Below are 21,813 nucleotides of genomic sequence, written 5' to 3'. Positions count from 1 at the left end.
CGCTGAACCCGCCCCTGTTGAAAGGAACCCTCCATGAGAACACCCGCCCGGACCGGAATCGCGGTCGTGCTCGGCACGCGACCGGAGATGGTGAAGCTGGCCGGCATCATCGCCGAGCTGGGGGAGCAGGCCCGCGTCTTCCACACCGGACAGCACTACGACCCGGCGCTCTCCGGCGACGTGTGGTCATCGCTCGGCCTGCCCGAGCCCGAGGCCGTGCTGGATGTCGGCGGCGCCACCCGTGCCGTCCAGGTCGCGTCGGCCCTGCACCAGCTGGATGTGCACTTCGCCGAGCGGCCGCCGCGCGCGGTCGTCGTCCAGGGCGACACCAATGCGACCCTCGCCGGTGCCCTCGCGGCGAACGCGCACGACATCCCGCTCATCCACGTGGAGGCCGGCCTCCGCAGCTTCGACCGGGCCATGCCCGAGGAGCACAACCGCGTGATGGTCGACCACCTCTCCGACCTGCTCTGCGCACCGACCTCCACCAACGTGGCGAACCTCCGCGCCGAGAACGTCGCGGCGGGCCGCGTGCTGCTCACCGGCAACACCGTGGTCGAGGCGGTGGATGCGCAGCGCCTCGACGACCGCGCCGCCTCCGCTGTGCTCGACGCGCACGGGCTGACGCCGAACCGGTATGTGCTCGCCACCTTCCACCGGCCGGAGAACACCGACCCGCTGGAGGTGCTCACCACGATCCTGGAGGAGCTCGCGAAGATCGACGCCGAGGTCGTCGCGCCGCTGCATCCCCGCACCCGCTCCCGGATCGAGAAGGCGGGGCTGTCGCACCTGCTCGCACCGCTGACGGTGATCGACCCGGTTCCGCCCGCGGAGTTCCTGGCGCTTGCGGGCAACGCGGCCGTGCTGGTGTCCGACTCCGGCGGGGTGCAGGAGGAGTGCAGCGTGCTGAAGCGGCCGCTCCTCGTCGTGCGGGCCTCCACCGAACGCCCCGAGGTCATCGGCACGTTCGCCGAGCGGACCAACCCCGGACCGGAGATCTCCCTCATCGTCAACGAATGGCTGGACGGCCTGGCCGCGAAGCACGCCGAGCTGGCCCGCACGCCGAGCCCGTACGGCGACGGTTCCGCGTCCGCCCGGATCGCCACGGCCATCCACTCGCTGCTCGCCCGTCAGGCTGAACAGCATCTGAGTGTTCGCTGAGTCGCCGTAATGCCAGCATTCTCACCTCGTCCTCCTGAGTAGGCGGACTGATCCCAGCTCCGCCGTCCGGGGAGATCAGGGGAGCGACAGATGCGGGTGGCGACGCAGCAGGAACGTGAGTGGGCCGACGTGGTGGGCGCGGGGCAGAGCGCCTCGAGCAACCCCGCGATCATCGCGACGCGGGATTGGGTCTCGCACGGTCAGGACGTGCTCATCCTCGGCGACGACGGAGCGGGCAAGACGCACCTCGCGCAGCAGCTGCGCGAGCTCTTCCTCGACCGCGGCACCAACGTCCTCATGCTCTCGGGTTCGCGTTCGAGCCGCGACACCGCTCTCGCGCCGTTCCTGTTCCACGACCTCGTCGCGCTCGACCAGCCGAAGCATCGCTGGGTGCCCGCGGAGATCGTGCGCATCCTGACGCCCGAACTGCGGGGCCGCAGCAACGTCATCCTCATCGACGGCATCGACCTCCTCGATCAGGAGTCCGTGCTCGTCGTCGAACGCCTGCTGGAGACCACGAGCAGCCGCCTGGTCGGCACCGCCGGGCTCGACCTGCCGCTCGACCAGAGTGGCAGGGGGAGCGCGGACGACGACGCCGCTCGACCCGTGCGGCACCTGATCGGCCAGCGGTCTCCCGCGCAGGTCCGCATCGCCCCCCTCGGATACTGGGGGATCTCGTCGCTGCTCACCTGGCGCCTGGCCGGCACGCCGGACTCCGCGCTGATCACCGCGATCACGACCCACTCCGGAGGCAACCCGCGCGTCGCGACCGCGCTCGTCGACGGCGGACGCTGGGCGGGCGCGATCGACCTGGTCGACGGCGTGTGGACCCAGACCGGTCCGCTGGACGGCCTCCCGCTCGACGCGGTCGCCAACGCGTTGACCTCTCGCCTCGGATCCGACGAGGTGGATGCGCTCGAAGCGCTCGCCTGGGCCGGATCGATCGCGTCGGATGACGCCGAGCGCCTGGTCGGCGCCGCGCCGCTCCACCGGCTCACCGAACGCGGACGGATCGCCCTCCACCGCGGAGTGGAGGCTCAGCTAGTGAGCGTGTCGCCCCCGGCTCTCGGCCGCGCGGTCCGGGCACGGACGCCCGACTTCCGCCGTGCCGAGCTGACCGACCGGCTGCGTTCGGCGCTGGGCGCCGCATCCGCACCGTCGCTGCCGGCTCCCGACAGCGCGACCGACCGCCTGTACCTGAGCGACAGGGCGCGGGTCGACGACTACTGGCGCTGGGCGACCGACCTCGCCTCGCACGTCGAGCAGCGGGTCGCAGGCGAGCAGGCGGAGGCACGGACGCGGTGGATGGCCGACCCCGGCATCGGCAACGCGATCGTCTACCTGCACACCCTGCTCAGCCGGCCGGACACGGACGCCTTCGCGGAGGTGTTCGCGGATACGGTGCTGCACGACGACGACGCGGAGGCGGCACGCGCCGAATTCTGCCTGCTCCAGCTCCAGTGGCTGATCTGGTCGGGTGCGACGGGCCGCGATATCGCCGCGTTCCTCGCGCGGTGCGAGGCGCTCGTGGGTGCCCACCACATCCTGCTGTGCACGTATTGGTCGGTGGTGCGCGCGCCGGCGGAGGGGGCGACGCTCTCCGCCGACCTGCTCGACGCCTGCCTGACGGACCAGCCGAGTGGATTCGCGCGGGCCTGGGCCGCGAACCTGCACTGCTGGCTGCTGCTCGAGCTCGGCCGCCCGGCCCGCGTGCTCGAACTCCTCGACGGCCTGCCCGATTCGCGCCACCTCCGGCACGCGAACCGCTACCTCGACGCCCAGCGGGCGGACGCACTGCTCATGCTGAACCGCGTCGACGAGGCCGAGCAGCTGTCGCGGCAGCGGCTGGAACAGGCGTACGCCGAATTGGATGCGGTGGGCATCCGCATCCACTCGGTCGGCCTCGCCGAAGCGCTGTACCTGAAGGGCGACCTCGCGGCGACCTGGCGGACCATCTCCCTGGTGCTGCGCCAGGGGACGCCGGGGCCGGACAACCGGACCTACCCGCGGCTCGTCGCGCTGGGCGCGGTCGTGCAGGCGCAGAGCGGCAACACCGAGCTGGCCGAGGTGCTTCAGAGGGAGCTGGATGCGCTTGACGACGGCCACCGTCCGCTGTTCGGCGTGCAGGCCGAATGGGGTCGGGCGCACCTCGCGTCGGCGGAGGGCGACCCCGAGGAGGCGGATGAACTGCTGTGGCGGGCGGGGGAGGCCGACCTCGAGAAGGGCTACGTGGCCGCCGCACTCCGCCGGTTCAGCGCGATCAGTGCGCCGCTCAGCGACCAGCGCGCACAGCGGTTCGCCCACGTCGCGAGCTCCAGCGAGGCCGCGCTCTTCGACAGCCGGGCGCGCCTCCACACCGCCCTCGCCGCCGGCGACCCGGACGCGGTCACCGCCGCGCTGCGGACCGCGCCGCCCGGGAACGACCTCCGACTGACCGCCACTGCTCTGCACCTCATCGATCGGACGCGGGATGCGGTCGGCAAGGCGCCGCTGAGCGCCTCGGACCGGAGCATCCTGGTGGGGGAACGGGTCGCCGCGTCGCTGACCGCCAACCCGAGTGGGCGCCTCGACGGCGAGGGCGGGCTGAGCGACCGGGAGCGCGAAGTCGCCCTGCTGGCGCGCTCGGGGCTGACCAACAGGGAGATCTCGACGCGCCTCTACCTGAGCGTGCGAACGGTCGAGAACCACGTGTACCGGGCACTGCGGAAGCTGGGCCTCGGCAGCCGGAGCGACCTGCGCGACCAGTGGAACCCGGAGGCGGTCTGAGCTCCCGGGAGGGTTACGACTGCGCCTGACCCGCTCTATCGTTCTTCGCAGCGCTGAGCGTTCTGCACCAGGGTCAGCCCAGCGCTGACGGCCGTGAGCACGAACGTCCTCCGCCGTCCGGTGTCCTGTGCGGCGAGGAACCCGAGTCGCACGGCGAGCGCTGCGGACGTCGCGTTCGTGTTGTCGATCACCGCCGTCACGAGCGCGGCCTCCAGGTCGCGGAAGGCGAACTCCAGCATCGCCCTCGCCGCCTCCGTCGCATACCCGTGTCCGCAGGCGCTGGTCAGCTGCAGCCAGCCGATCTCGGCGGTCCGGGTCTCCGCCGCGGTCGTGCGCAGGTGCAGGGACACGTCGCCGATCACCTGGCCGTCCCGTTCGACGGCGAGCACGAGGAGGTCGCCGGGAACGGAGAGCGCCCTGTGGCGCGTGCGATCCCGGAGGTGGCGGAGGGTCTCCCTCTCTGTGCGGGGCGGCCAGCCGAGTCCGCACCGGATCCTCTCGTCCCCTTCGATGCGCATCCAGTCGGCCTCGTCCGTCAGCCGATACGGGCGGAGCAGGAGGCGCGGGGTGCGAAGCTCGCGCGCGACGACCGGTGCGCGGAGGGCGGGAGGCTCGCGCAGCGCGCGGAGGGACGCCAGCAGCCGTCCACCCGACGGATCGTGCGACAGGGCGATCATCGGCCGCCTCCTCTCGGATGCGACGCTACGGCGCGAGTCGATGACGCGGCTGCAAGACCCCGCCCGCAGTCTGAGAGCGCCGCAAGCGGATCATAGCGGGAATGCAGGCGGGCAACCCGTTCGGCGGCGGACGCTACAACGACTGCACCTTCTGCTCCCGCCGGAAGCGGGCCGGGGTAGCGCCGAGCGCCTCCCGGAAGGCGCGAGTGAAAGCCGACTCGGAGCGGTATCCGACCTCGGCCGAGATCGACGACACAGTCCGATCGGTGCCGGCGAGGAGATCCGCCGCGCACATGAGACGGGTGCGGACGAGGAACTGGCCGAAGGTCATCTCGGTCGCGGCGTGGAAGCGGCGGATGAAGGTCGCTCGCGACATGGCCGACTCGCGCGCGAGGCCGGCGATCGACCAGCCCTGCCCGGGCGAACTCAGTACTCGACGGATGACGTCGCCGACCTGCGCGTCCGCCGCGGCCGTCCACAGCTGATGGTGGGCACCGCTGCTCGACGAGGTCCGCAGCACCAGCGCGATGAGCACGGTGCACAACGCCGACATGATCGCGGCGCTCCCCGCCCCGTCATGATCGGCCTCCGCGCGCATCAGAGCGCTCAGCTGCAGCAGCACCGACCTGCCGTCCTCCGAATCGAACAGGGAGACGTGAACCGGCGTGGGCAGTGACCCGAACAGGATGGCGCCGGCACCGGGCGCGACCCGGTAATGGCCGCAGAACAGGTCGATGACGGCCGGACCCCCTCCGGCGCTCGACGTTCGCGTGAAGGTGGAACCCGTCGCCTCGACGGTGCCGCGGCCGGGGGCCGCGCCGGCGGTGATGATGCGGTGGCGCACCGCAGCGGGCAGGACGATGACATCGCCCGCGACCATGCGGAACAACCGGCCGTCGACCTCGAACTGGCACTCGCCCTCGAGTAGGACGTGAAACGGCACCTCCCGCTCCGCCCCGGGCTGGACGACCATGGTCGTCGAGTCTCCGAGAAGGCACCGCTTGTCGAGCGTCGCCTGCAATCGGGCCATGTGCAGCATTCGGCTGATGTCATCCATCGTGATACTTTCGAGCGGTTTTCTGATACGGGAGCATGTATCAGTATCATCCGGTGAGCGGTTGACTGCCACCATGGAAACCACGACAGCACTCACCGCAGATGTTCTCGTCCTCGGCTTCGGCAAGGGTGGCAAAACCGCAGCACACGCACTCACCGATGCGGGAAAGCGGGTCATCCTCATCGAGCAGTCCGACGAGATGTACGGAGGAACCTGCCCGAACGTGGGCTGCGTCCCCACCAAGATGCTCGTCCACTACTCCACCTCGAAGCGGCTGGAGGACGAAGCCCAGGAGTTCTTCGCCAACTCGATCGAGGGTGTCCGCGCACTGACCAGCGCCTTCCGTGCGGGCAACTTCGACGCGCTCGACGGCAAGGAGACAGCCACGGTCATCACGGGCGCGGCCCGATTCGTCGATCCGCACACCGTGGAGGTGGGCGAGGGCGCCGACCGGATCACCGTGACCGCGCCGACCATCCTCATCAACACCGGATCCGAACCGGTCGTCCCCGACATCCCCGGCGTGAAGGACAGCAACCACGCGGTCAGCAGCACCGACCTGACCCGCACGGGCACTCTCCCGCGGAAGCTCGTCATCATCGGCGGAGGCTACCTCGGCCTGGAGTTCGCCTCCATCTACCGCCACTTCGGAGCGGAGGTGACCATCCTGGAAGCCGCGGATCGTCTTCTCGACCGTGAGGACGACGACGTCGCCGCGGTCGCGGCCGACATCCTCAGAGGAGACGGGATCGAGGTCGTCACCGGCGCTCGCGTCACGGGCGTCACCGACGCCGAGGACGTCGCCACCATCGCGTACGAGAAGGAGGGCCGTGAGTACCGGGTCGAGGCGGATGCGTTCCTCGCCGCCACCGGTCGCCGTCCAGCGACAGGTGGGCTCAACCTCGATGCCGCCGGAGTTCGCACGACCGCCCGAGGAGCAGTGGTGGTGGATGAGAAGCTGCGGACGACGAGTCCGCACATCTTCGCTCTCGGCGATGTGAACGGCGGCCCGCAGTTCACGTACGTCTCTCTCGACGACGCGCGGATCGTTCTGGATCAGCTGCTGGGCGCGGGGGAGCGCAGCACCACGGATCGTGTCGCCGTACCGCGGACGCTGTTCATCACGCCGCCGCTCGCCACGGTCGGACTGACAGAGCGCGAGGCGCGGGAGCGCGGCCTCCGCATCCGGGTCGCGCGCGAGAAGGTCGCAGACATCGTTGCGATGCCGCGGGCGTACACCGTGGAAGAGACCCGAGGCGTGATGAAGTTCATCCTCGATGCCGACACCGACCTCATCCTCGGCGCGGCGATCCTCAGCATCGACGCCCAGGAGATCATCAACACGATCGCCCTCGCGATGCGGCAGGGGGTCACAGCGACCACCCTGAAGAACGCGATCTACACCCACCCGAGTTCGACGGAGGCGCTCAACGAAGTGCTGGGAGCGTTCGTCGCGTGACCTAGCGGCAGGAGGACATCGATCCCCACTTACTGCAGCGCGGAGGTGAGCCGGGCGACCCCGTCCAGGAAGGTGGCCGACTTCGGCTCCCGCTTCCACTCCTCGAGCGTCAGCTGCCTGCCCGCGTCGCGATAGCCCTGCTCGACCGCCCGCATCTGCTCGACGAACGAGCGGCCGTGCACGAGCAGAGTCACCTCGGAGTTCAGCGCGAACGAACGGATGTCCATGTTGCTCGACCCGATCACGGCGACGTCGTCGTCGATCGAGAGGTGTTTCGAGTGCAGGATGTACGGCGCCGGGTACAGCCAGATCTGCACGCCCGCGCGCAGCAGCGGCTCGTAGTACGACCGCTGTGCGTGCCAGACGGCGCCCTGGTCGCCGACCTCGGAGACGAAGAGCTGCACCTCCAGACCACGCTGACAGGCCGTCGTGATGGCGTACATCATCGCCTCGTCGGGCACGAAGTACGGGCTCGTGATGATGACCTTCCGCTGCGCCGACGTGACCAGCGTCAGGAATTGGCGCAGGTTGTTCTCCTCGCCGTATCCCGGTCCGCTCGGGACCACCTGGCAGACGAGCGCTTCGGGGGACGGGTCGGCGGGCACATCCACGGCCCTCACCTGTGCGTCGGCGCCCAGCAGTTCGCCGGTCTCGAGGTACCAGTCGGAGAGGAAGACGGCGTTCGTCTCGGCGACGACCGGGCCGGTGATCCGCGTCATCAACTCCTGCCATTGCAGGCCGCGCTTCAGGTTCTTTGGCGTGTTGTAGCTGCGGTCGATGAGGTTCTGCGACCCCATGTGGGCGACGAGGCCGTCGACGACGACGAGCTTGCGGTGATTGCGCAGATCCGGCCGCTGGTACTCGCCGGAGAACGAGCGGACCGGGAGCATCCAGCTCCACTTCACGCCGATCCGGTCGAGTTCGGCGAACGTCTTGTCGCTGTCGACCGCCCGACGGGAGGCGACGTAGTCGGCGAGAAGACGCACGGTCACTCCGCGCTGCACCGCGCGCTCCATCGCCGCGAAGAACGGCTTCGTGGTCGCATCCCACGACACGATGAAGAACTCGACGTGGACGAAACGGGTTGCGGTCTCGATGTGCGCTGTCATCGCGGCGATCGACGCGCGGTAGTCCCCGATCAGCGTGGCCGCGTTGCCGCCCACCGCGGGGAGGGCGCCGAGCTCGTGGTTCTGCCGCACGAGCGAGGCGAACCAGTCCGGCCAGGACCCGCGCCCGTCGACGAGTTCGATGCCCTGCGCGCGGGCCGTGATGATGCGGTTCAGCTCATCCTGCTTCTCCCGTCGCTTCTTCGGCAAACGCGGATTGCCGATGAGCAGGAACAGCAGGATGCCGATGAACGGGATGAGGAAGATCGCCAGAAGCCACGCCATGGCAGCGGTCGGCTTGCGGTCGCGCGGCACGATGATGAGGGCCGCGATACGGATGGCGAGGTCGGCGAGGATCAGGATGCCGCCGAGCAACGAGAGCTGATCACCGTTCATGCGGCCGCCTTCCTGATCCGTGCCGGCGCAGCGGCCGGGCGGATGGTCGTCCGAAGTATCGCAGCGGGGGAGCGGGGCGGGAAGTCAGTAGTCCGACGCATCGAGGATGACGAGTTCGCCGGTCGTCCGGGTCATGGCCACGTAGCGGTCGACCGCCGACTCGATGTCGCCCGCGCGATCGAGCGCGGCACCGTCCTGACGTGTGCCGGGCGCCGCGAGGAGCACGAGGTCGAACTCGAGTCCCTTGGCCTCGACGGCGCTGAGCGAGCGGACGCGCGGCATCCCCGCGAAGGCGTCGTCGCCGATGACGCAGGCGGTGCCCTCGGCATGGGCGTCGAGCCAGTCGCGGAGGATGCGGTCGCGGTCGGACGCCTGCGCATGCCGCACCGGGATGCCGTTGTCGCGGATCGACGTCGGCACGTTGGCGTCGGGCAGGACGGCGCGGATCACGGGCGCGGCCTGCTCCATGACGGCGACCGGTGTCCGGTAGTTGACGGACAGCGTCGCCACCGTCGCACCCGGCAGCCCGACGTCGGCGAGCCGCTCGATCCAGCTCTCCGGAAAGCCGTGCCGGGCCTGCGCGCGATCGCCGACGACCGTCAGGCTGTGCGACGGAACGCGCCGGATGACCATCGCCCACTCGGCCGGCGTCAGCTCCTGCGCCTCGTCCACGATGATGTGGGCGAACGGGCCGGCGAGCAGCTCGGTGGAGGAGGCTGCCGGGCCGGTGTACGTGTCAAGCGCTGCACGGAGGTCCTGCCCTCGCAGCATCGACATCGTCTTGAGGTCGGAGTCGTCTGTCGCGATGAGGTCGTGGATGACATCGTCCATCACGGCCTCATCGGCGGCCGCTCGCGCTGCTTCCGCGCGGCGGCGGCGATCCCGCTCGGGGTCTCCCGCGCGCTGCAGAGCCGCATCGAGCAACGGGAGGTCGGACAGCGTCCACGGGTCGGACGGCGCTCTCTGGAGCAGCGCGGCCTGATCGGTGGTCAGCCACGGCGCACAGCGAAGCAGCAAGGCCGGGGAGCTCCACAGCCTTCGGACGATCGCGGCCGGGTCGAGGAGCGGCCAGACCGTGTCGAACACCGCCGGCAGGTCGGTATCGTCGGTCAGCGTGCGCCGGATCGCGTCGGCGTCCGTCCTTCCGCCGGCCAGCCCATAGGCGTCGAACTCCTCCTCGTCGTCGAACCCCCAGCGCGGGGCGTCGTCGTCACGAGAGGACGCTGCGTCATCCCAGTCCCCGTCATCCCATCCCGCGTCGCCCCACCCTTCGCCGCTCCACCGGCCGTGACCCACTGCGTCGCTCTCACTGTTCCGGGTGGAGACGATATCGACCAGGATGTCGAGCAGCGCCTCCCGGATCTCCGCCCGAGCGTCGTTGTGCGTCACGGCCGGGTCTGCCGCAGCGAGCGCCTCGGCCCACTCCCTCTGGCCGATGCGGAGCTCGCCCCACGGGGTGTCGAGCACGGTCGGACGCGACGGCGGGCGCTCGGAGAGCCGGACCGCGGCTTCGACGGCCTCGGGCATCCGGCCGTCGCCCTTGAGCACCGCGACGCGGCGGTCCGGCTCGGGCACGGCTTCTCCGCCTTCCGGCACGAGGTCGGCGAGCGTGCAGGTGCGCACGCCCTCCTCGCCGAGGCCCGGCAGGATGTCGGCGACGTAGTCGGTGTAGGCGTGGGACGGTCCGACGAAGAGCACGCCGCCGTGCCCGCTCTGCAGCCGCGGGTCGGAGTACAGGAGGTAGGCGGCGCGGTGCAGCGCGACCACCGTCTTCCCCGTGCCCGGTCCGCCGTCGACCACCAGGGTGCCCTGGCCGCCGGCGCGGATGATCGCATCCTGGTCCGCTTGGATGGTGCCCAGCACATCCCGCATCCGCGGAGTCCGGCTCGCACCGAGGCTGGCGATGAACGCAGACTGGTCGTCGAGCGCGGCCGGGGAGGAGGCGGCCGCCTCGGTGAAGGCCTCGTCCCAGTAGTCCGTCACGCGGCGGTCCGTCCAGCGATAGCGGCGACGGGATGTCAGCCCCATCGGATGCGCGAGCGTGGCACCGAAGAACGGCTCGGCCACCGGGGTGCGCCAGTCGACCAGCAGCCGGTCGCCGTCGGCGTCGGCCAACCCGGCGCGACCGATGTAGATCGTTCCCGCGTCATCCACCACCCGCCCGATGCAGAGGTCGGCCCCGAACCGGCCAAGCAACCGTGCGCGCCGGTTCAGCCGGACGATCTCCACCTCCCGCTCGTACGCCTCCTGCCCGTTCCCGCCGGGTGTCGCCAGCAGCACGGCGAGGCGACCGTCGACCTCCTCGCGCTCGGCCGCCAGGCGCGCCTCGATCCGGGCGAAGTGGCGAACGTCGTCGTCGATCAGCTCGGGCGCGGCCTTGGCGGGATGGGAGTCGAGGGCGAACGGGGTCGGGAGGGCAAGGGTCATCGCGGTCCAATCAGTGGAGGAACGGGGGAGGGAAGCGTCAGGGGATCAGCGCAGCACCCGGTAGGTGACGTGGATGACCGTGCTCGCCGCTCGCACGGAGACCTGTTCCAGGTTCAGCGGAGGCACCCCGTCGAACAGGCGGGCGCCGGCGCCGAGCGTGAACGGGACGATGTGCAGCCGCAGCTCGTCGACCAGCCCAGCCGCGAGGTACTGGTTGATCGTGTCCGCGCCGCCCTGGATGGAGATCTCGCCGTCGCCCGCCGCCTCCCGCGCCTGCGCCAATGCCGACTCGATGCCGTCGGTGACGAAGTGATAAGTGGTGCCACCCTCCATCCGCTGCGGCTCGCGCGCGTGGTGGGTGAGCACGAAGACGGGACCGTGGAAGGGCGGATCGTCGCCCCACCACCCGTTCCAGTCGCGGTCCCACTCGCCGCGAACCGGCCCGAACATGTTCCGGCCCATGATGTGCGCGCGGGCGCCGGCCATCTGCTCGACCTCCGCCCGGTTCTCGTCGCTCTGGTCGAACATCCACGCGTGGAGCCGGTCACCCCATCCGTCTCCGCCGTCCTCGCCGAAGGGGCGCTCCTCGGTCTGGTTGATGCCGGCGGCGTACCCGTCGGCGGTGATGGTCTGACTGGCGACGACGATGCTCACGGTGCTGTGCCCTCCTGCTGGAATCGGCCGAGAGTGCAGTCTGCCGGGGGAGGGGACTCTTGTGGCAAGCCCCCTGGCCTGATATATTCTGGAAATGCGAGGTGATATTCCTCGCATTTTTTGTGTCCATTGCCGGTACTGTGACCGCATGACAACGTCCGTCACCGTCACTCCGGTCCGCGTCGCGAGCCTTCTCGTGGGGGAGAACGAGCGGCTTCCGGTATTCGTCCACCTCATCGATCACCCCGACGGCCGCATCCTGGTCGACACCGGGCTCACCGCGCTGCATCCTGCTGTCGCCGACATGGACCCGCAGCTGGAGCCTCTGAGCGAGCAGGCGGACGTCGACCTCGACAGCATCACCGCGGTCGTCAACACGCACCTGCACTTCGACCACTGCGGCGGCAACCACCTCTTCACGGGCCGCCCGATCTATGTGCAGCGGGCCGAACTCGAGGATGCGCGCACCCGGGAGGACTACACGATCCGGGAGTGGGTGGATGCGCCCGGCGTCGAGTACACGCCGGTCGACGGAGAACTCGAGCTGCTGCCCGGCATCCGGTTGGTCCCGGCGCCCGGGCACACCCGCGGCTCGCAGATCGTCGTGGTGGAGACGGGGGAGCGACCCATCGTCATCGCCGGCGACACCGCCGTGTGGTTCGGCGAACTCGACGCGCCGGAGACTGAGGGCCAGCGCCTCATCCGCTCGCTCGACCCGCAGCAGGTGTGGCTCGCGCACGCCGCGGAGCCCTGGTCCGCGTAGCGTGCGAGTGAGCTCCTAGCCTCGGCAGCCCGGTGCCGCCAGACGCGACGAATCGACGATCACGCGTCGGCGAGCTCAGTGGGCTCGACGACCGCGTCGACGAGGGCGCCGTTGCGCCAGACGGTCAGCTCGAGGCGACGCCCGATGGTGCTCGCGATCATCAGGCGCTGCAGGTCTGCCACCGAGTGGATCGGCGTCCGGTCGAGGGAGATCAGCACGTCGCCGGGTCGGATACCCGCGAGGTCGGCCGGGCTGCTCGGCACGACGGTCATGACCTGGATGCCGGTCCGTGCGCCGGCCTTCCGCGCGACCGCATCCTGCAACGCGATCTCCGCACCGGCGATGCCCAGCCAGCCGCGGCGCACGCGTCCCTCGCGCATGAGGGTCTCCATGATGTGTCTGCTCGTGGCGTTCACGGGCACGGCGAGCCCCAGGCCGGTGCCCGCGACGGCGGTGTTCACACCGATCATGCGGGCAGAACTGTCGGCGAGCGCTCCGCCGCTGTTGCCGGGGTTGAGGGCGGCATCGGTCTGGATGACCTCGTCGACCACCCGGCCGGCCCGGGTCGGCAGTGAGCGACCGAGCGCCGACACGATCCCGGCTGTCACGCTTCCCGCCAGGCCGAACGGGTTGCCGACAGCGACGACGAGCTGGCCCACCTGAAGCGCGGCGGCGTCGCCCAACTCCACCGGTGGCGGCGTGGGTTCGTCGGCCTTCAGGATCGCGAGGTCCGAGAGTGGGTCCCTGCCGACGACCCGCGCCCGCACGCGGGTTCCGTCCCCGAACGCCAGATCGACGCTCGTCGCGTTCTCCACGACGTGCGCGCTGGTCAAGAGGTGCCCATCGGCAGAGACGACCGTGGCACTTCCGAGGCCCACACCTCGGGCGGTGCGCGCGGTCACGGCGGCGACCGCCGGGCTCACGGCGGCGGCGACGCGCACGACCACAGTGGAGTATGCGTCCAGTGCATCGGCATCGGCATCGGCATTCGACATGCAACGAGTGTGCGCGCCCAGAACCTGCGCCCGGGGGAGCGTTCGCCAGCGGCTTACCGATCCCCGTTCCCGGGGCGCCTGCTGCGAGCGCCGAGCGATGAGAGGCCGGACACCAGGATGTCGACGAGGAGGCGGGCATAGTCTCCGTGCGGGTCGAGATCCGGGTCGAACACGGTCACAGAGGCGCCGACGGCGTCCGGCGCGAGAGCTCGCAGAAGGTCGGTGAGCTGGGGTGCGGTGATCCCGCCCTCGTCCGGGCTGTCGACCGCCGGCATGATCGCCGGGTCGAGCACATCCACGTCGACCTGCAACCAATAGTCCGGGCCTGCCGCGCGCCGCAACCGCTCGCTCACCGCCTCGACCCCTGAATCGGTGAGTGCTGCGGCGGGCACGACCTCGCCCAGCCGCTCGCGCGCTTCCGCAGCGTGCTCATCGTTCGCACGGTGACCGAAGTGAGCGGCGCGGCGGGGTTCGACGTAGGGGGAGAGGCCCCCGAGGTCGGCGAGTTCGCTGTAGTGCAGGCCGACGACGGCTGCGAGGTCTTCTCCTGCCAAGCTGGCGCACGCGTCGCTGTTGCCCGGGTGGCGGAAGTCGGTGTGACCATCGATGTGGATCAGTCCCGCGCGTCCGCGCCGAGCGGTCGCCACCCCGGCGGCCAGGAGCACACTGCAGTCGCCGCCGAGCACGAGGGGAGTGCGCCCGGCATCCCAGACGTCCTCGATCCGCTCCGCGAGACGCCCGGTGTGATCGACGAGCTGATCGTGATTCCGGATGCGGCCCGGTGCGCGCGTCGCGTCGTCGTCGACGTATCGGCCGGGCAGCACCACACCGCCGTCTCGCGCACCCGTCGAGAACAGCCGGTCGTACATCCCGGCCTCTCGCAAGGCTTCCGGCGCCTTCGCTGCTCCGGGAACGCTCCCAGGCTGCGGGGGACGGAGTCCCAGGTTGGTGGGAGCAGAGACGATCGTGATCACCGCCACCACTTTACGAGTGCCCGACGGCAGCGGCGTCAGGACACATCGCTCGCTAAGTGCCGGGCGGCGACCTCCGCTGCATCGAGGGCGGAGGAAAGGTCCGGGATCACGCCCTCGAGGTGGAACACGGCGAACCCGTGGGAGCTGGCCGCGACGTTACGGACGAGGTCCAGTGAGCGTTCGGCCTCAAGGCCGAGGGCCCGGGGCCTCTCCGTGAGTGTGCGGAGCAGTCTGTCGCCTGCCTCTTGGACGTCCGGGTGGTCGTGTTTTCGGATCGACCCGCCGAAGGTGAGCTGAAACAGTGCGCTCTCGTCCGCAGCGAATTGGACGTACGCCCTGGCGAAGGCTGCGAGGGCGTCTGCGGGATCGGAGGCGGACTCCATCGCGGCGCCGAACCGTTGTTCCTGCATTCGATAGCAGCGCAGAACGAGCGATGCCAGCAGATCCTCTCGATCGGCGTAATGACGGTAGGGCGCGGCCTTCGTGACACCAGCGCGACGACTGGCCTCGCTGAGGCTGAAACCGTTCGCTCCGCGCTCGGCGACCAGTTCGAGGGCGGCTTCCTCGAGCGCGTTGCGGAGGTCGCCGTGGTGGTGCCCGACAGGGCGAGGCGTGGCGGTCATGTGAGTGACCGTATCGCTTACGGCCGAGCGGGTTGAATGAGTTCGAGCAGGTTGCCCTCGGGGTCGCGCACGTATGCGAAGCGCTGGCCCGGCCGGACAGCGTCGGCCGGAGAGCTGACGATGTCAGCGCCGGCAGAGAGCACCGCGTCGAATGCGGTCTGGAGATCGTCCACAGCGATGGCCCAGTGGAAGTATCCCTGAGTTCCGGCTCCGTCGTACGGGTCGGCGAATCGCTGGGGGAGTGAGTCGACTCGCTCGATGAGCTCGAGCTTGAGCCCTTGCGGGGAGCGGATGATCGTCGACCGTACTCCGGCCTCGGGCATGGAGAATTCTTCCTCGACCTCGCTGAGGCCGAGGGCCGCCACGTAGAAGGCTCTCTGCGCATCGAGGTCCGCTACGGAAAGACCGACGTGGTCGTGCTGGGTCATGAGACTCCTTGGTAAACGCAGTTGATCAGGTAAACGTCGTTAACCTAACGGGTGGGCCCCACCCGGTCAACGTGCGATACGCCGTCAGCGTGGTGCAACCGGCACCAGGATGACGTGTCGGAACGCTGCGAACATCAGTCAGGTGACCACAGCACCCCATGACAACTCATCCATCGCCGACGACCTCACCTCCCGGAAGGCGGACGCTCATGTCTGAGCCGCTGCGCTTGATCACCCTGATCCGAAAGCTGCCTACTGTCAGCACCGGGGAGTTCCGTCACTTCATGGAGCTCGAGTACGGACCCACGTACACGCGGATGCCGCAGGTGCAGTCGTATCGGCAGCATTACGTCGTCGATCAGTACAACGACGGATCCGAGGACCCGATCGATGCGGTCGTCGAGATCACCTTCGATTCCGCCGAGGCGATGGCACAGGCCCTCGACACCGAGGCGTATCGACGCGCGCATCGGGCGCGGGAGAACTTCATGCGCCCGACCACGGTGGGGATCCACTCGGTCCGGGTGGAACGCACCGTGACGCCGTCATGACACCGACCCATCGGTGACAGGGCGGCCTGCCCGGCAACGCTGCCGGGCAGGCCGCCCAACCCGTCACGCCGCGGGGGCGGCTCCGCGGACGGCGACGCCGGTCCGTCCACCGTCGATGTCCAGGACCGAGCCGTGGACGAAATCCGACTCGTCGCTTGCCAGGTACACGGCAGCAGCCGCGATCACGTCCGGACGGCCGCTCGCACCGACAGGCGTGCCCCACATGAGCGTCTCACCGCGCTCTCCCGGCTCGGGTTCCGTCTCCCGGATCACCCCGGGGGAGATGGCGTTCACGTTGACACCGGCCGGCCCGAACTCCGCGGCCCACGCGCGGGTCAGCGACTCGATCGCCCCCTTGGAGGAGGTGTAGAGCGCCGAGCCGGCGATACCCAGCCGCGCACCCCAGGAACCCATGTTGATGATCTTCCCCGTTCCGCGTTCGACCATCGCCGGGGCCAAGGCGGCAACGAGGAAGAACGGTGCTTTGACGTTGACTGCGTAGACCAGGTCGGCCATCTCCTCGGTGATGGCGGGAGTCGGGCCGCCGGGGAAGACGCCCGCGTTGTTCACGAGGATGTCGACGCGGCCGCCGAGCGCTTCCCGCGCCTGGTCGGCGAGGAGCTCCGATGCACGCTTGGTCCCGTCGAGGTCGGCAGCGACGAAGCTCCCGCGCCCGCCCGCTGCGGTGATGCGGTCGACCACCGCTTGGCCACGCTCGGCGGAACGCCCCGAAACGACGACGGTGGCTCCCTCCGCGGCGAATCGTTCGGCGATCGCGGCGCCGATGTTGCTCGTCGCACCCGTGACGAGGGCGGTCTTTCCCGTGAGGCGGTCTGCCATGTTCTCTCCTATGCGTAAAATGGACGCTACGTCCGATTAACGATATGGACGGCGCGTCCGTTTTGCAAGGAGGGTCATGACGACGACGGAGAGACCACGACGAGCCGACGCCGAACGGAACGTCAAACGCCTTCTGGAGGCTGGTGCGCAGGTGTTCGCGTCGACCGGCACGGCGCTGCCTCTCGAAGAGGTGGCCCGCGTCGCCGGAGTCGGGAAGGGCACGTTGTACCGGCACTTTCCCACGCGGGAGCATCTGCTCGCCGCTCTGCTCGCCGCGACGTTCGCAGACCTGGCCGACCGAGCTGCGCATCTCCGTGCCGAGCTGGAACCGATGCAGGCCTACGAAGCATGGTTGGCCGAGTTCGATCGCATGCCCGCGGGCTACCGCGGCCTGAGGAGCGTGCTCGTCGAGGCCCTCGGCGACGACGCGTCGGTGATCGCCACCGCATGCGGTCCCATGAAGGAAGAGACGGCCAGGATCCTCGAGGATGCCCAAGGGGCCGGTATGGTTCGCGAGGACATCACGGCGAACGATCTCCTGGCCGTCGTCGCCGGCCTTCCGGAAGGGCTGCGCCGCGGGGCAGAGGCGCATCCGTGGCTGGGTGTGCTGATCGACGGGACCCGCACGCCCGCCTCGGCGCGATCAACGCGCTGAGGACGGGCGCGCGAGCCGACGTCGGTCGGCTAGAGAGCGGGAAAGGTCTGCATCCACAGGATCTCGAGGGTTCGGTGGACGATCCGCCACCCTTCGGGGCGGCGCTCGAGGCGGTCGACGAAGAATCCCGTCTGCATGAGGTTCCATCCCGCGCCGTCCGTCATTCCGGAGTGGGTGTGCAGGTGCTGCGTGCGAGCGGTGGCGGTGTCGCCGTCGATGTCGACGGCGGCGAAGCCCTGGAAGTGCTGCCAGTTCTCGAGCCCCGACATCGTGCCTCCCGGCCCGCGCATCGTGGCGATCAGTGTGCGGTAGTCGATGTCCGCGGCTGCGCCGCCCGCGCGGTAGTCGAGGACGGCGTCGGGGGAGAAGACGACATCCCACTGCTGCTGGACCTCGTTATCCCCGTTTTCGTGAAGGTCCTGGCCGAAGGCGTATTGGACGATCAGATCCTGAATCGCGACACGGTCGAGGACGTATTGAAGGGCGGCGGGGTCTGCCGCGTCCGTGATGCGTGCCATATCGTCCACCCCCTCAGCCGCGTACCCGGGTAGCGCGCCACGCTGCAAGCGCGAGGATGGCGGCGACGACCAGTCCGGCGACCGCGATGAGCACGGTGGGCGTGGCGCCGAGGCCGCTCACGAGCAGCACGCCGCCTACCGCGGCACCAGCAGCTTGACCGACGTACGTGCCCGTCGAGTTGAAGGAGATCACGACGCTCGCCATGGTCGGGTGCAGGCCGGTGAGCATGTGGTTGTTCGGGGCCACGAACGCCCAGCTGCCCACTCCACCGAAGAACATCGCGATCAGCACTACGACAGGTGAGCCGGCGAACGCGATGACGGCCAGCGCCGCCGCGAGCACGGCGATGCCGAGGGCGGAGGTCGGCCCCGCGCCGATCCGGTCGGTGAACCATCCGCATCCGAAGGCGCCGACGGCGCCTCCGACGCCCCAGATCAGCAAGGCGATCGCGAGTGTTCCACCGGAGATCCCGGCGATGGTGTGCACGATCGGAGCGATGTAGGTGTACACGAGGATGCCGGATCCGGTGGCGACCGCCGTCACCAGGACGACCAGGACGACTCGCGGGTCTCCCATCACGCCGAAGCGCCGGCGGAGGGGAACGACCGCCTCGCCGGCGAGGTGGGGGAGGACGACGGACAGGGCGATGAGCGCTACCAGGCCGACTGCGGCGACGAACAGCAGGCTGGCCTGCCAGCCGAGCTGCTGTCCGATGGCTGTTCCCACAGGCACACCGAACACCGTGCCCAGAGCGATACCGCCGAGAGTGACCGAGAGGGCGCGACCGCGGGCCGCCGATCCGGCGAGAACCGTCGAGACCGCGTTCGCAGTGGGCGTGAAGCTGGCCGCCCCCAGTGCGCACAGGACGCGCGTGACGAGAAGGACCGCGAAGGTGGGCGCGAACGCGCCGGCGGCGTTCATCACGACGAACACGGCGAGGCCGATCGCTATCAAGGCTTTCCGTGGTACCCGGTGAGTGAGCACCGAAAGGAACGGCGCGGCGATGGCGTAGGTGATCGCGAAAGCGGTGACGACCTGGCCGGCCGCGCCTTCGGAGATGTGAAGCCCGCTGGCCAGCTGGGGCAGGATCCCGGCCAAGACGAAGGAGTCGGTGCCGATCGCGAAGGTGCCGACGGCCAACAGGACGACGGGAAAGACCCAGTGATCCGGCCGCAGGCTCTGCTCGGGGGAGCGGATCTGAGAGGTGGTGTGAATGGTCATGCCATCATGGTGCTGCGGCTATTTATCCTGGTACAGATTGTAGTTATGCTGGTATGAATGCCACCAGGCTTCCCGCCGTCAGGAGTGATGACATTGTCCGATGTGATCCAACGCCATGAACTCGCATCCTTTCTCCGCGCCCACAGGGAAGCCACCGACCCCGTCTCAGTCGGCCTTCCTCGAGGCCCTCGACGGCGGACGCCCGGATTGCGGCGCGAGGAGCTCGCGCAGCTCTCCGGTGTGAGCGTGACCTGGTACACCTGGTTGGAGCAGGCGCGGGAGATCGGGGTGAGCCGGCAGGTCATCGAAGCGCTCGCGCGCGCACTCCGCCTCGGCCGAGACGACCGGGACATGCTGTTCACTCTCGCCGGCCTGGCATTGCCGACGGCGGCGCCGGAGCCTCCCCAGGTGAATGACGCACTGCGACGGCTCGTGCAGACCATGCAACCGAATCCGGCCTACGTCACGAACGTGTGGTGGGACGTCCTGGCCTGCAACGACATGTACGCGGAGCTCCTCGGCGGGTACGACGAACGTCCCGTCGCTGAGCGCAACATCCTCTGGCTCACCTTCACCCAGAAGCGGTCGTGGAATTTGTTCGTGGACTGGGAGGCCGAGGCGCGCCAACTGGTGGGTCAGTTCCGGATCAACCTCGCCCAGCACCCCCAGGACCCACGTGGGGGAGAACTGCGTGATGTCCTGATCGGGGCGAGCCCCCGGTTCGCGGAACTCTGGCGCGAACAGCAGGCGCGGCGGTTCGAACCCGCCCGCAAACAGCTGCGCCACGATCGCCTCGGAGTCCTGCACCTCGACTACGTCAAGCTCGACGTCGCCGAGCAGAACGATCTCGCCATGCTGGTGTTCCTTCCGGCCGACGAGGAGACGGCGGAGAAGCTCGGGAGCCGCTTCGTTCCGTATGGTGGCGTCCACGAGCTCGACGCCGGCCGAACTTGATGCCGTTGCGACTGGCGCGTGCTCAGGACGATGCGGGCGTGAACACCTCGAACGGGTTCCCATCCCGGTCTCCGACGATGGTGCGCATTCCGCCAGCCGACGGTGTCGGACCATCCAGAACGCGACCGCCTGCGCCCGTGAATGCGGCGACGGCCGCCTCGTGGTCAGCGGCCATGATCGTCGCAGCTCGGCGGTAGGGAGCGAGCTGCTCCGGCGTCCCCTCGATGAGCATGAAGGGGCCGACGATCGCCATGCGGAACTGAGGAAACTCCAGTCGGCGAACGTCGCCGGGGCCGGCGAGCGTCTCGTAGGCGGGCAGCGCCGCATCGAGGTCGGTGACCTCGATGCGGGTCATCACGGTGTCGATGATTGCGGTCATGGCAACGAGGCTAAGAGGGGCCTTACCCGCAGGGAAGATCAGAGTCCGGTGCCGCTGATACCAGTGTGAGCAGCACCACCACCAGGAATGGCGGGGGAGTGGTGCGTCGCATCGCGACGAGCGAGCAATGGCCGCCGCACCGGCCGAGGGGTACCGTCCGGCGTGACGCCTCCGATGTCGGATGTCGGGACGTCCCGACCCGATAGGAGAATCTCATGGAACTCACGCTCGGTGTATTGGCGCTGCTTGAAGCGAAGCCCGACAAGGCGGCGGAAGTGAAGGAATTCCTGATCGCGGGCAAAGCCGTGGTGGACCAGGAGCCGGGAACCCGCACCTGGTACGCCTTCCAGATCGACGACACCCATTTCGGCATCTTCGATACCTTCGGCGATGAGGATGCGCGGCAAGCGCACCTGAACGGCGCGATCCCACAGGCACTCGGCGAGGTGGGTCCGAATCTGCTGGCGAAGGACCCTGAGCTGAACACCGTCGACCTCCTCGCCGTCAAGCACGAGAGAGGCGACTGAGCCGTATCGAGCTGTGAGCGTGCGTCACGTGCCCGGTCGACCCGGGCTCTCCGTGCACGCAGCAAGAGGGGGAGATGTCTGCCATGGCGACATTCGGTGACGAGCTTCAGGTCAGGTCCAGAAGCGAGCTCCCGGTTCCGTCTGTCGACATGGCTGACGCATCGAGCCTCGAGGAGTTCCTTCTGTTCGATGTTCGCCTCGTCGTGCACCGCGGTCGACTGGGCGTGATTCTGGGCCAGGGGAGCATTCCTTCGTACGATGCTGCACTCATCGTGGCATCGGACGTATCGAGTGTTGATCTGGGTGCGACCACTCCGAAGGGGGCTTGGTACAACTGGACGCTCGGGGGAGCCACGGCGTCCACCTTCGGTGACAAGACCACCGTCACGCTTCATCCGCTGTTCAGGCAGCAGGGTGCGCTTCGCTTCACGGCGTCCGACGTGGAGATCCGGCTTGGTACCAGCCCCGCTACACGGGGAGCCCCGGCCGATTACATCGCGGACACGGAGGAGACCATCTGGTCGCAGAACCCGGTCTGGGGCTCGGAGTTCGTCGCGCTCGCGGCCACGCGACTCCACACCATCAACTGACGAGTCGCTCTCCGAGGTCCGCGGCACGACTGTCCTCAACGCCGTGGTTCAGCAAGAATTCGCTTGCCGCCCAGGATTGGCCGAGGCTACC

Annotated in this window: 22 protein-coding genes; 9 read left to right on the top strand and 13 right to left on the bottom strand. The window is 69.2% G+C overall.

All coding sequences use genetic code 11. The features are described from left to right. The first annotated feature begins 33 nt into the window (after positions 1 to 33). Together wecB and H284_RS0100245 are read left to right on the top strand one after the other, a co-directional pair. Entirely contained in the window at positions 34 to 1,161 is a 1,128-nt protein-coding gene (gene wecB, locus H284_RS0100250) for a non-hydrolyzing UDP-N-acetylglucosamine 2-epimerase (protein WP_020074728.1), read from the top strand. Between the two features lie 90 nt (positions 1,162 to 1,251). Continuing rightward, on the top strand, positions 1,252 to 3,927 hold the full coding sequence (locus H284_RS0100245) for a helix-turn-helix transcriptional regulator (protein WP_020074727.1): 2,676 nt from the start codon (positions 1,252 to 1,254) through the stop codon (positions 3,925 to 3,927). Between the two features lie 35 nt (positions 3,928 to 3,962). Here H284_RS0100245 and H284_RS19820 read toward each other — a convergent pair whose 3' ends face one another. Both H284_RS19820 and H284_RS0100235 read right to left on the bottom strand, forming a co-directional pair. Next, the gene (locus H284_RS19820) at positions 3,963 to 4,604 is read right to left on the bottom strand and encodes a GNAT family N-acetyltransferase (RefSeq protein WP_051092441.1); all 642 of its coding nucleotides are present in this window, start codon (positions 4,602 to 4,604) and stop codon (positions 3,963 to 3,965) included. Positions 4,605 to 4,737: 133 nt separating this feature from the next. Then, on the bottom strand, positions 4,738 to 5,661 hold the full coding sequence (locus H284_RS0100235) for a helix-turn-helix transcriptional regulator (protein ID WP_029042759.1): 924 nt from the start codon (positions 5,659 to 5,661) through the stop codon (positions 4,738 to 4,740). A gap of 73 nt (positions 5,662 to 5,734) precedes the next feature. Between H284_RS0100235 and H284_RS0100230 the strand changes: the two genes are divergently transcribed. Further along, positions 5,735 to 7,120 (top strand): FAD-dependent oxidoreductase, encoded by a 1,386-nt coding sequence (locus H284_RS0100230; protein ID WP_020074725.1) that lies wholly within the window; start codon positions 5,735 to 5,737, stop codon positions 7,118 to 7,120. 29 nt (positions 7,121 to 7,149) lie between these two features. On the opposite strand, the gene H284_RS0100225 is transcribed toward H284_RS0100230, so the two are convergent. The 3 genes from H284_RS0100225 to H284_RS0100215 all read right to left on the bottom strand — a co-directional run bounded on the left by H284_RS0100225 (position 7,150) and on the right by H284_RS0100215 (position 11,703). Then, the gene (locus H284_RS0100225) at positions 7,150 to 8,622 is read right to left on the bottom strand and encodes a phospholipase D-like domain-containing protein (RefSeq protein WP_020074724.1); all 1,473 of its coding nucleotides are present in this window, start codon (positions 8,620 to 8,622) and stop codon (positions 7,150 to 7,152) included. 84 nt (positions 8,623 to 8,706) lie between these two features. Then, positions 8,707 to 11,049: a HelD family protein gene (locus H284_RS0100220; protein ID WP_020074723.1), complete on the bottom strand. Its 2,343-nt coding sequence runs from the start codon at positions 11,047 to 11,049 to the stop codon at positions 8,707 to 8,709. Positions 11,050 to 11,094: 45 nt separating this feature from the next. Beyond that, positions 11,095 to 11,703, bottom strand: coding sequence for a dihydrofolate reductase family protein (locus H284_RS0100215; RefSeq protein ID WP_020074722.1), 609 nt, complete (start codon positions 11,701 to 11,703; stop codon positions 11,095 to 11,097). A gap of 148 nt (positions 11,704 to 11,851) precedes the next feature. Here H284_RS0100215 and H284_RS0100210 point away from each other — a divergent pair, with 148 nt between their 5' ends. Further along, complete coding sequence (locus H284_RS0100210; RefSeq protein ID WP_020074721.1) at positions 11,852 to 12,466, top strand: N-acyl homoserine lactonase family protein; 615 nt, start codon at positions 11,852 to 11,854, stop codon at positions 12,464 to 12,466. 59 nt (positions 12,467 to 12,525) lie between these two features. Here the strand turns inward: H284_RS0100210 and H284_RS0100205 are convergent, their stop codons facing one another. Genes H284_RS0100205 through H284_RS0100190 form a run of 4 tightly spaced genes read right to left on the bottom strand, consistent with a single transcriptional unit; the run spans position 12,526 to position 15,486 of the window. Then, on the bottom strand, positions 12,526 to 13,461 hold the full coding sequence (locus H284_RS0100205) for a S1C family serine protease (protein WP_020074720.1): 936 nt from the start codon (positions 13,459 to 13,461) through the stop codon (positions 12,526 to 12,528). A 53-nt stretch (positions 13,462 to 13,514) separates the two neighbouring features. Beyond that, the gene (locus H284_RS0100200) at positions 13,515 to 14,435 is read right to left on the bottom strand and encodes an arginase family protein (RefSeq protein ID WP_081630393.1); all 921 of its coding nucleotides are present in this window, start codon (positions 14,433 to 14,435) and stop codon (positions 13,515 to 13,517) included. 35 nt (positions 14,436 to 14,470) lie between these two features. Continuing rightward, complete coding sequence (locus H284_RS20615) at positions 14,471 to 15,058, bottom strand: TetR/AcrR family transcriptional regulator (RefSeq protein WP_029042758.1); 588 nt, start codon at positions 15,056 to 15,058, stop codon at positions 14,471 to 14,473. A gap of 17 nt (positions 15,059 to 15,075) precedes the next feature. Continuing rightward, the gene (locus H284_RS0100190) at positions 15,076 to 15,486 is read right to left on the bottom strand and encodes a VOC family protein (RefSeq protein ID WP_020074716.1); all 411 of its coding nucleotides are present in this window, start codon (positions 15,484 to 15,486) and stop codon (positions 15,076 to 15,078) included. Between the two features lie 209 nt (positions 15,487 to 15,695). Here H284_RS0100190 and H284_RS0100185 point away from each other — a divergent pair, with 209 nt between their 5' ends. Continuing rightward, the gene (locus tag H284_RS0100185; protein ID WP_020074715.1) at positions 15,696 to 16,037 is read left to right on the top strand and encodes an EthD family reductase; all 342 of its coding nucleotides are present in this window, start codon (positions 15,696 to 15,698) and stop codon (positions 16,035 to 16,037) included. A gap of 63 nt (positions 16,038 to 16,100) precedes the next feature. Here H284_RS0100185 and H284_RS0100180 read toward each other — a convergent pair whose 3' ends face one another. After that, the gene (locus H284_RS0100180) at positions 16,101 to 16,877 is read right to left on the bottom strand and encodes an SDR family NAD(P)-dependent oxidoreductase (RefSeq protein ID WP_020074714.1); all 777 of its coding nucleotides are present in this window, start codon (positions 16,875 to 16,877) and stop codon (positions 16,101 to 16,103) included. Between the two features lie 76 nt (positions 16,878 to 16,953). On the opposite strand from H284_RS0100180, the gene H284_RS0100175 reads away from it, so the two are divergent. Further along, positions 16,954 to 17,532 (top strand): TetR/AcrR family transcriptional regulator, encoded by a 579-nt coding sequence (locus H284_RS0100175; protein WP_018191060.1) that lies wholly within the window; start codon positions 16,954 to 16,956, stop codon positions 17,530 to 17,532. A 29-nt stretch (positions 17,533 to 17,561) separates the two neighbouring features. On the opposite strand, the gene H284_RS0100170 is transcribed toward H284_RS0100175, so the two are convergent. Next, positions 17,562 to 18,050: a nuclear transport factor 2 family protein gene (locus H284_RS0100170; RefSeq protein ID WP_020074713.1), complete on the bottom strand. Its 489-nt coding sequence runs from the start codon at positions 18,048 to 18,050 to the stop codon at positions 17,562 to 17,564. 13 nt (positions 18,051 to 18,063) lie between these two features. Further along, a complete protein-coding gene (locus H284_RS0100165; protein ID WP_020074712.1) occupies positions 18,064 to 19,272 on the bottom strand; it encodes an MFS transporter in 1,209 nt (402 codons plus the stop codon). Positions 19,273 to 19,329: 57 nt separating this feature from the next. Here H284_RS0100165 and H284_RS0100160 point away from each other — a divergent pair, with 57 nt between their 5' ends. Next, entirely contained in the window at positions 19,330 to 20,226 is an 897-nt protein-coding gene (locus tag H284_RS0100160) for a helix-turn-helix transcriptional regulator (protein ID WP_353597349.1), read from the top strand. Between the two features lie 22 nt (positions 20,227 to 20,248). Here H284_RS0100160 and H284_RS0100155 read toward each other — a convergent pair whose 3' ends face one another. Continuing rightward, the gene (locus tag H284_RS0100155; RefSeq protein ID WP_020074710.1) at positions 20,249 to 20,605 is read right to left on the bottom strand and encodes a hypothetical protein; all 357 of its coding nucleotides are present in this window, start codon (positions 20,603 to 20,605) and stop codon (positions 20,249 to 20,251) included. A 215-nt stretch (positions 20,606 to 20,820) separates the two neighbouring features. Between H284_RS0100155 and H284_RS0100150 the strand changes: the two genes are divergently transcribed. Together H284_RS0100150 and H284_RS0100145 are read left to right on the top strand one after the other, a co-directional pair. Further along, a complete protein-coding gene (locus H284_RS0100150; protein WP_020074709.1) occupies positions 20,821 to 21,132 on the top strand; it encodes a putative quinol monooxygenase in 312 nt (103 codons plus the stop codon). A 149-nt stretch (positions 21,133 to 21,281) separates the two neighbouring features. Then, positions 21,282 to 21,722 carry a hypothetical protein gene (locus H284_RS0100145; protein WP_155885431.1) on the top strand — a complete coding sequence of 147 codons (441 nt, stop codon included), beginning with the start codon at positions 21,282 to 21,284 and terminating at the stop codon, positions 21,720 to 21,722. Positions 21,723 to 21,813 lie beyond the last annotated feature (91 nt).

This window comes from Cryocola sp. 340MFSha3.1 (genome assembly GCF_000383315.1).
Lineage (GTDB): Bacteria > Actinomycetota > Actinomycetes > Actinomycetales > Microbacteriaceae > Leifsonia.
Note: the sequence above shows the minus strand (reverse complement) of the source record. Positions and strands in the feature narration are given on the sequence as shown.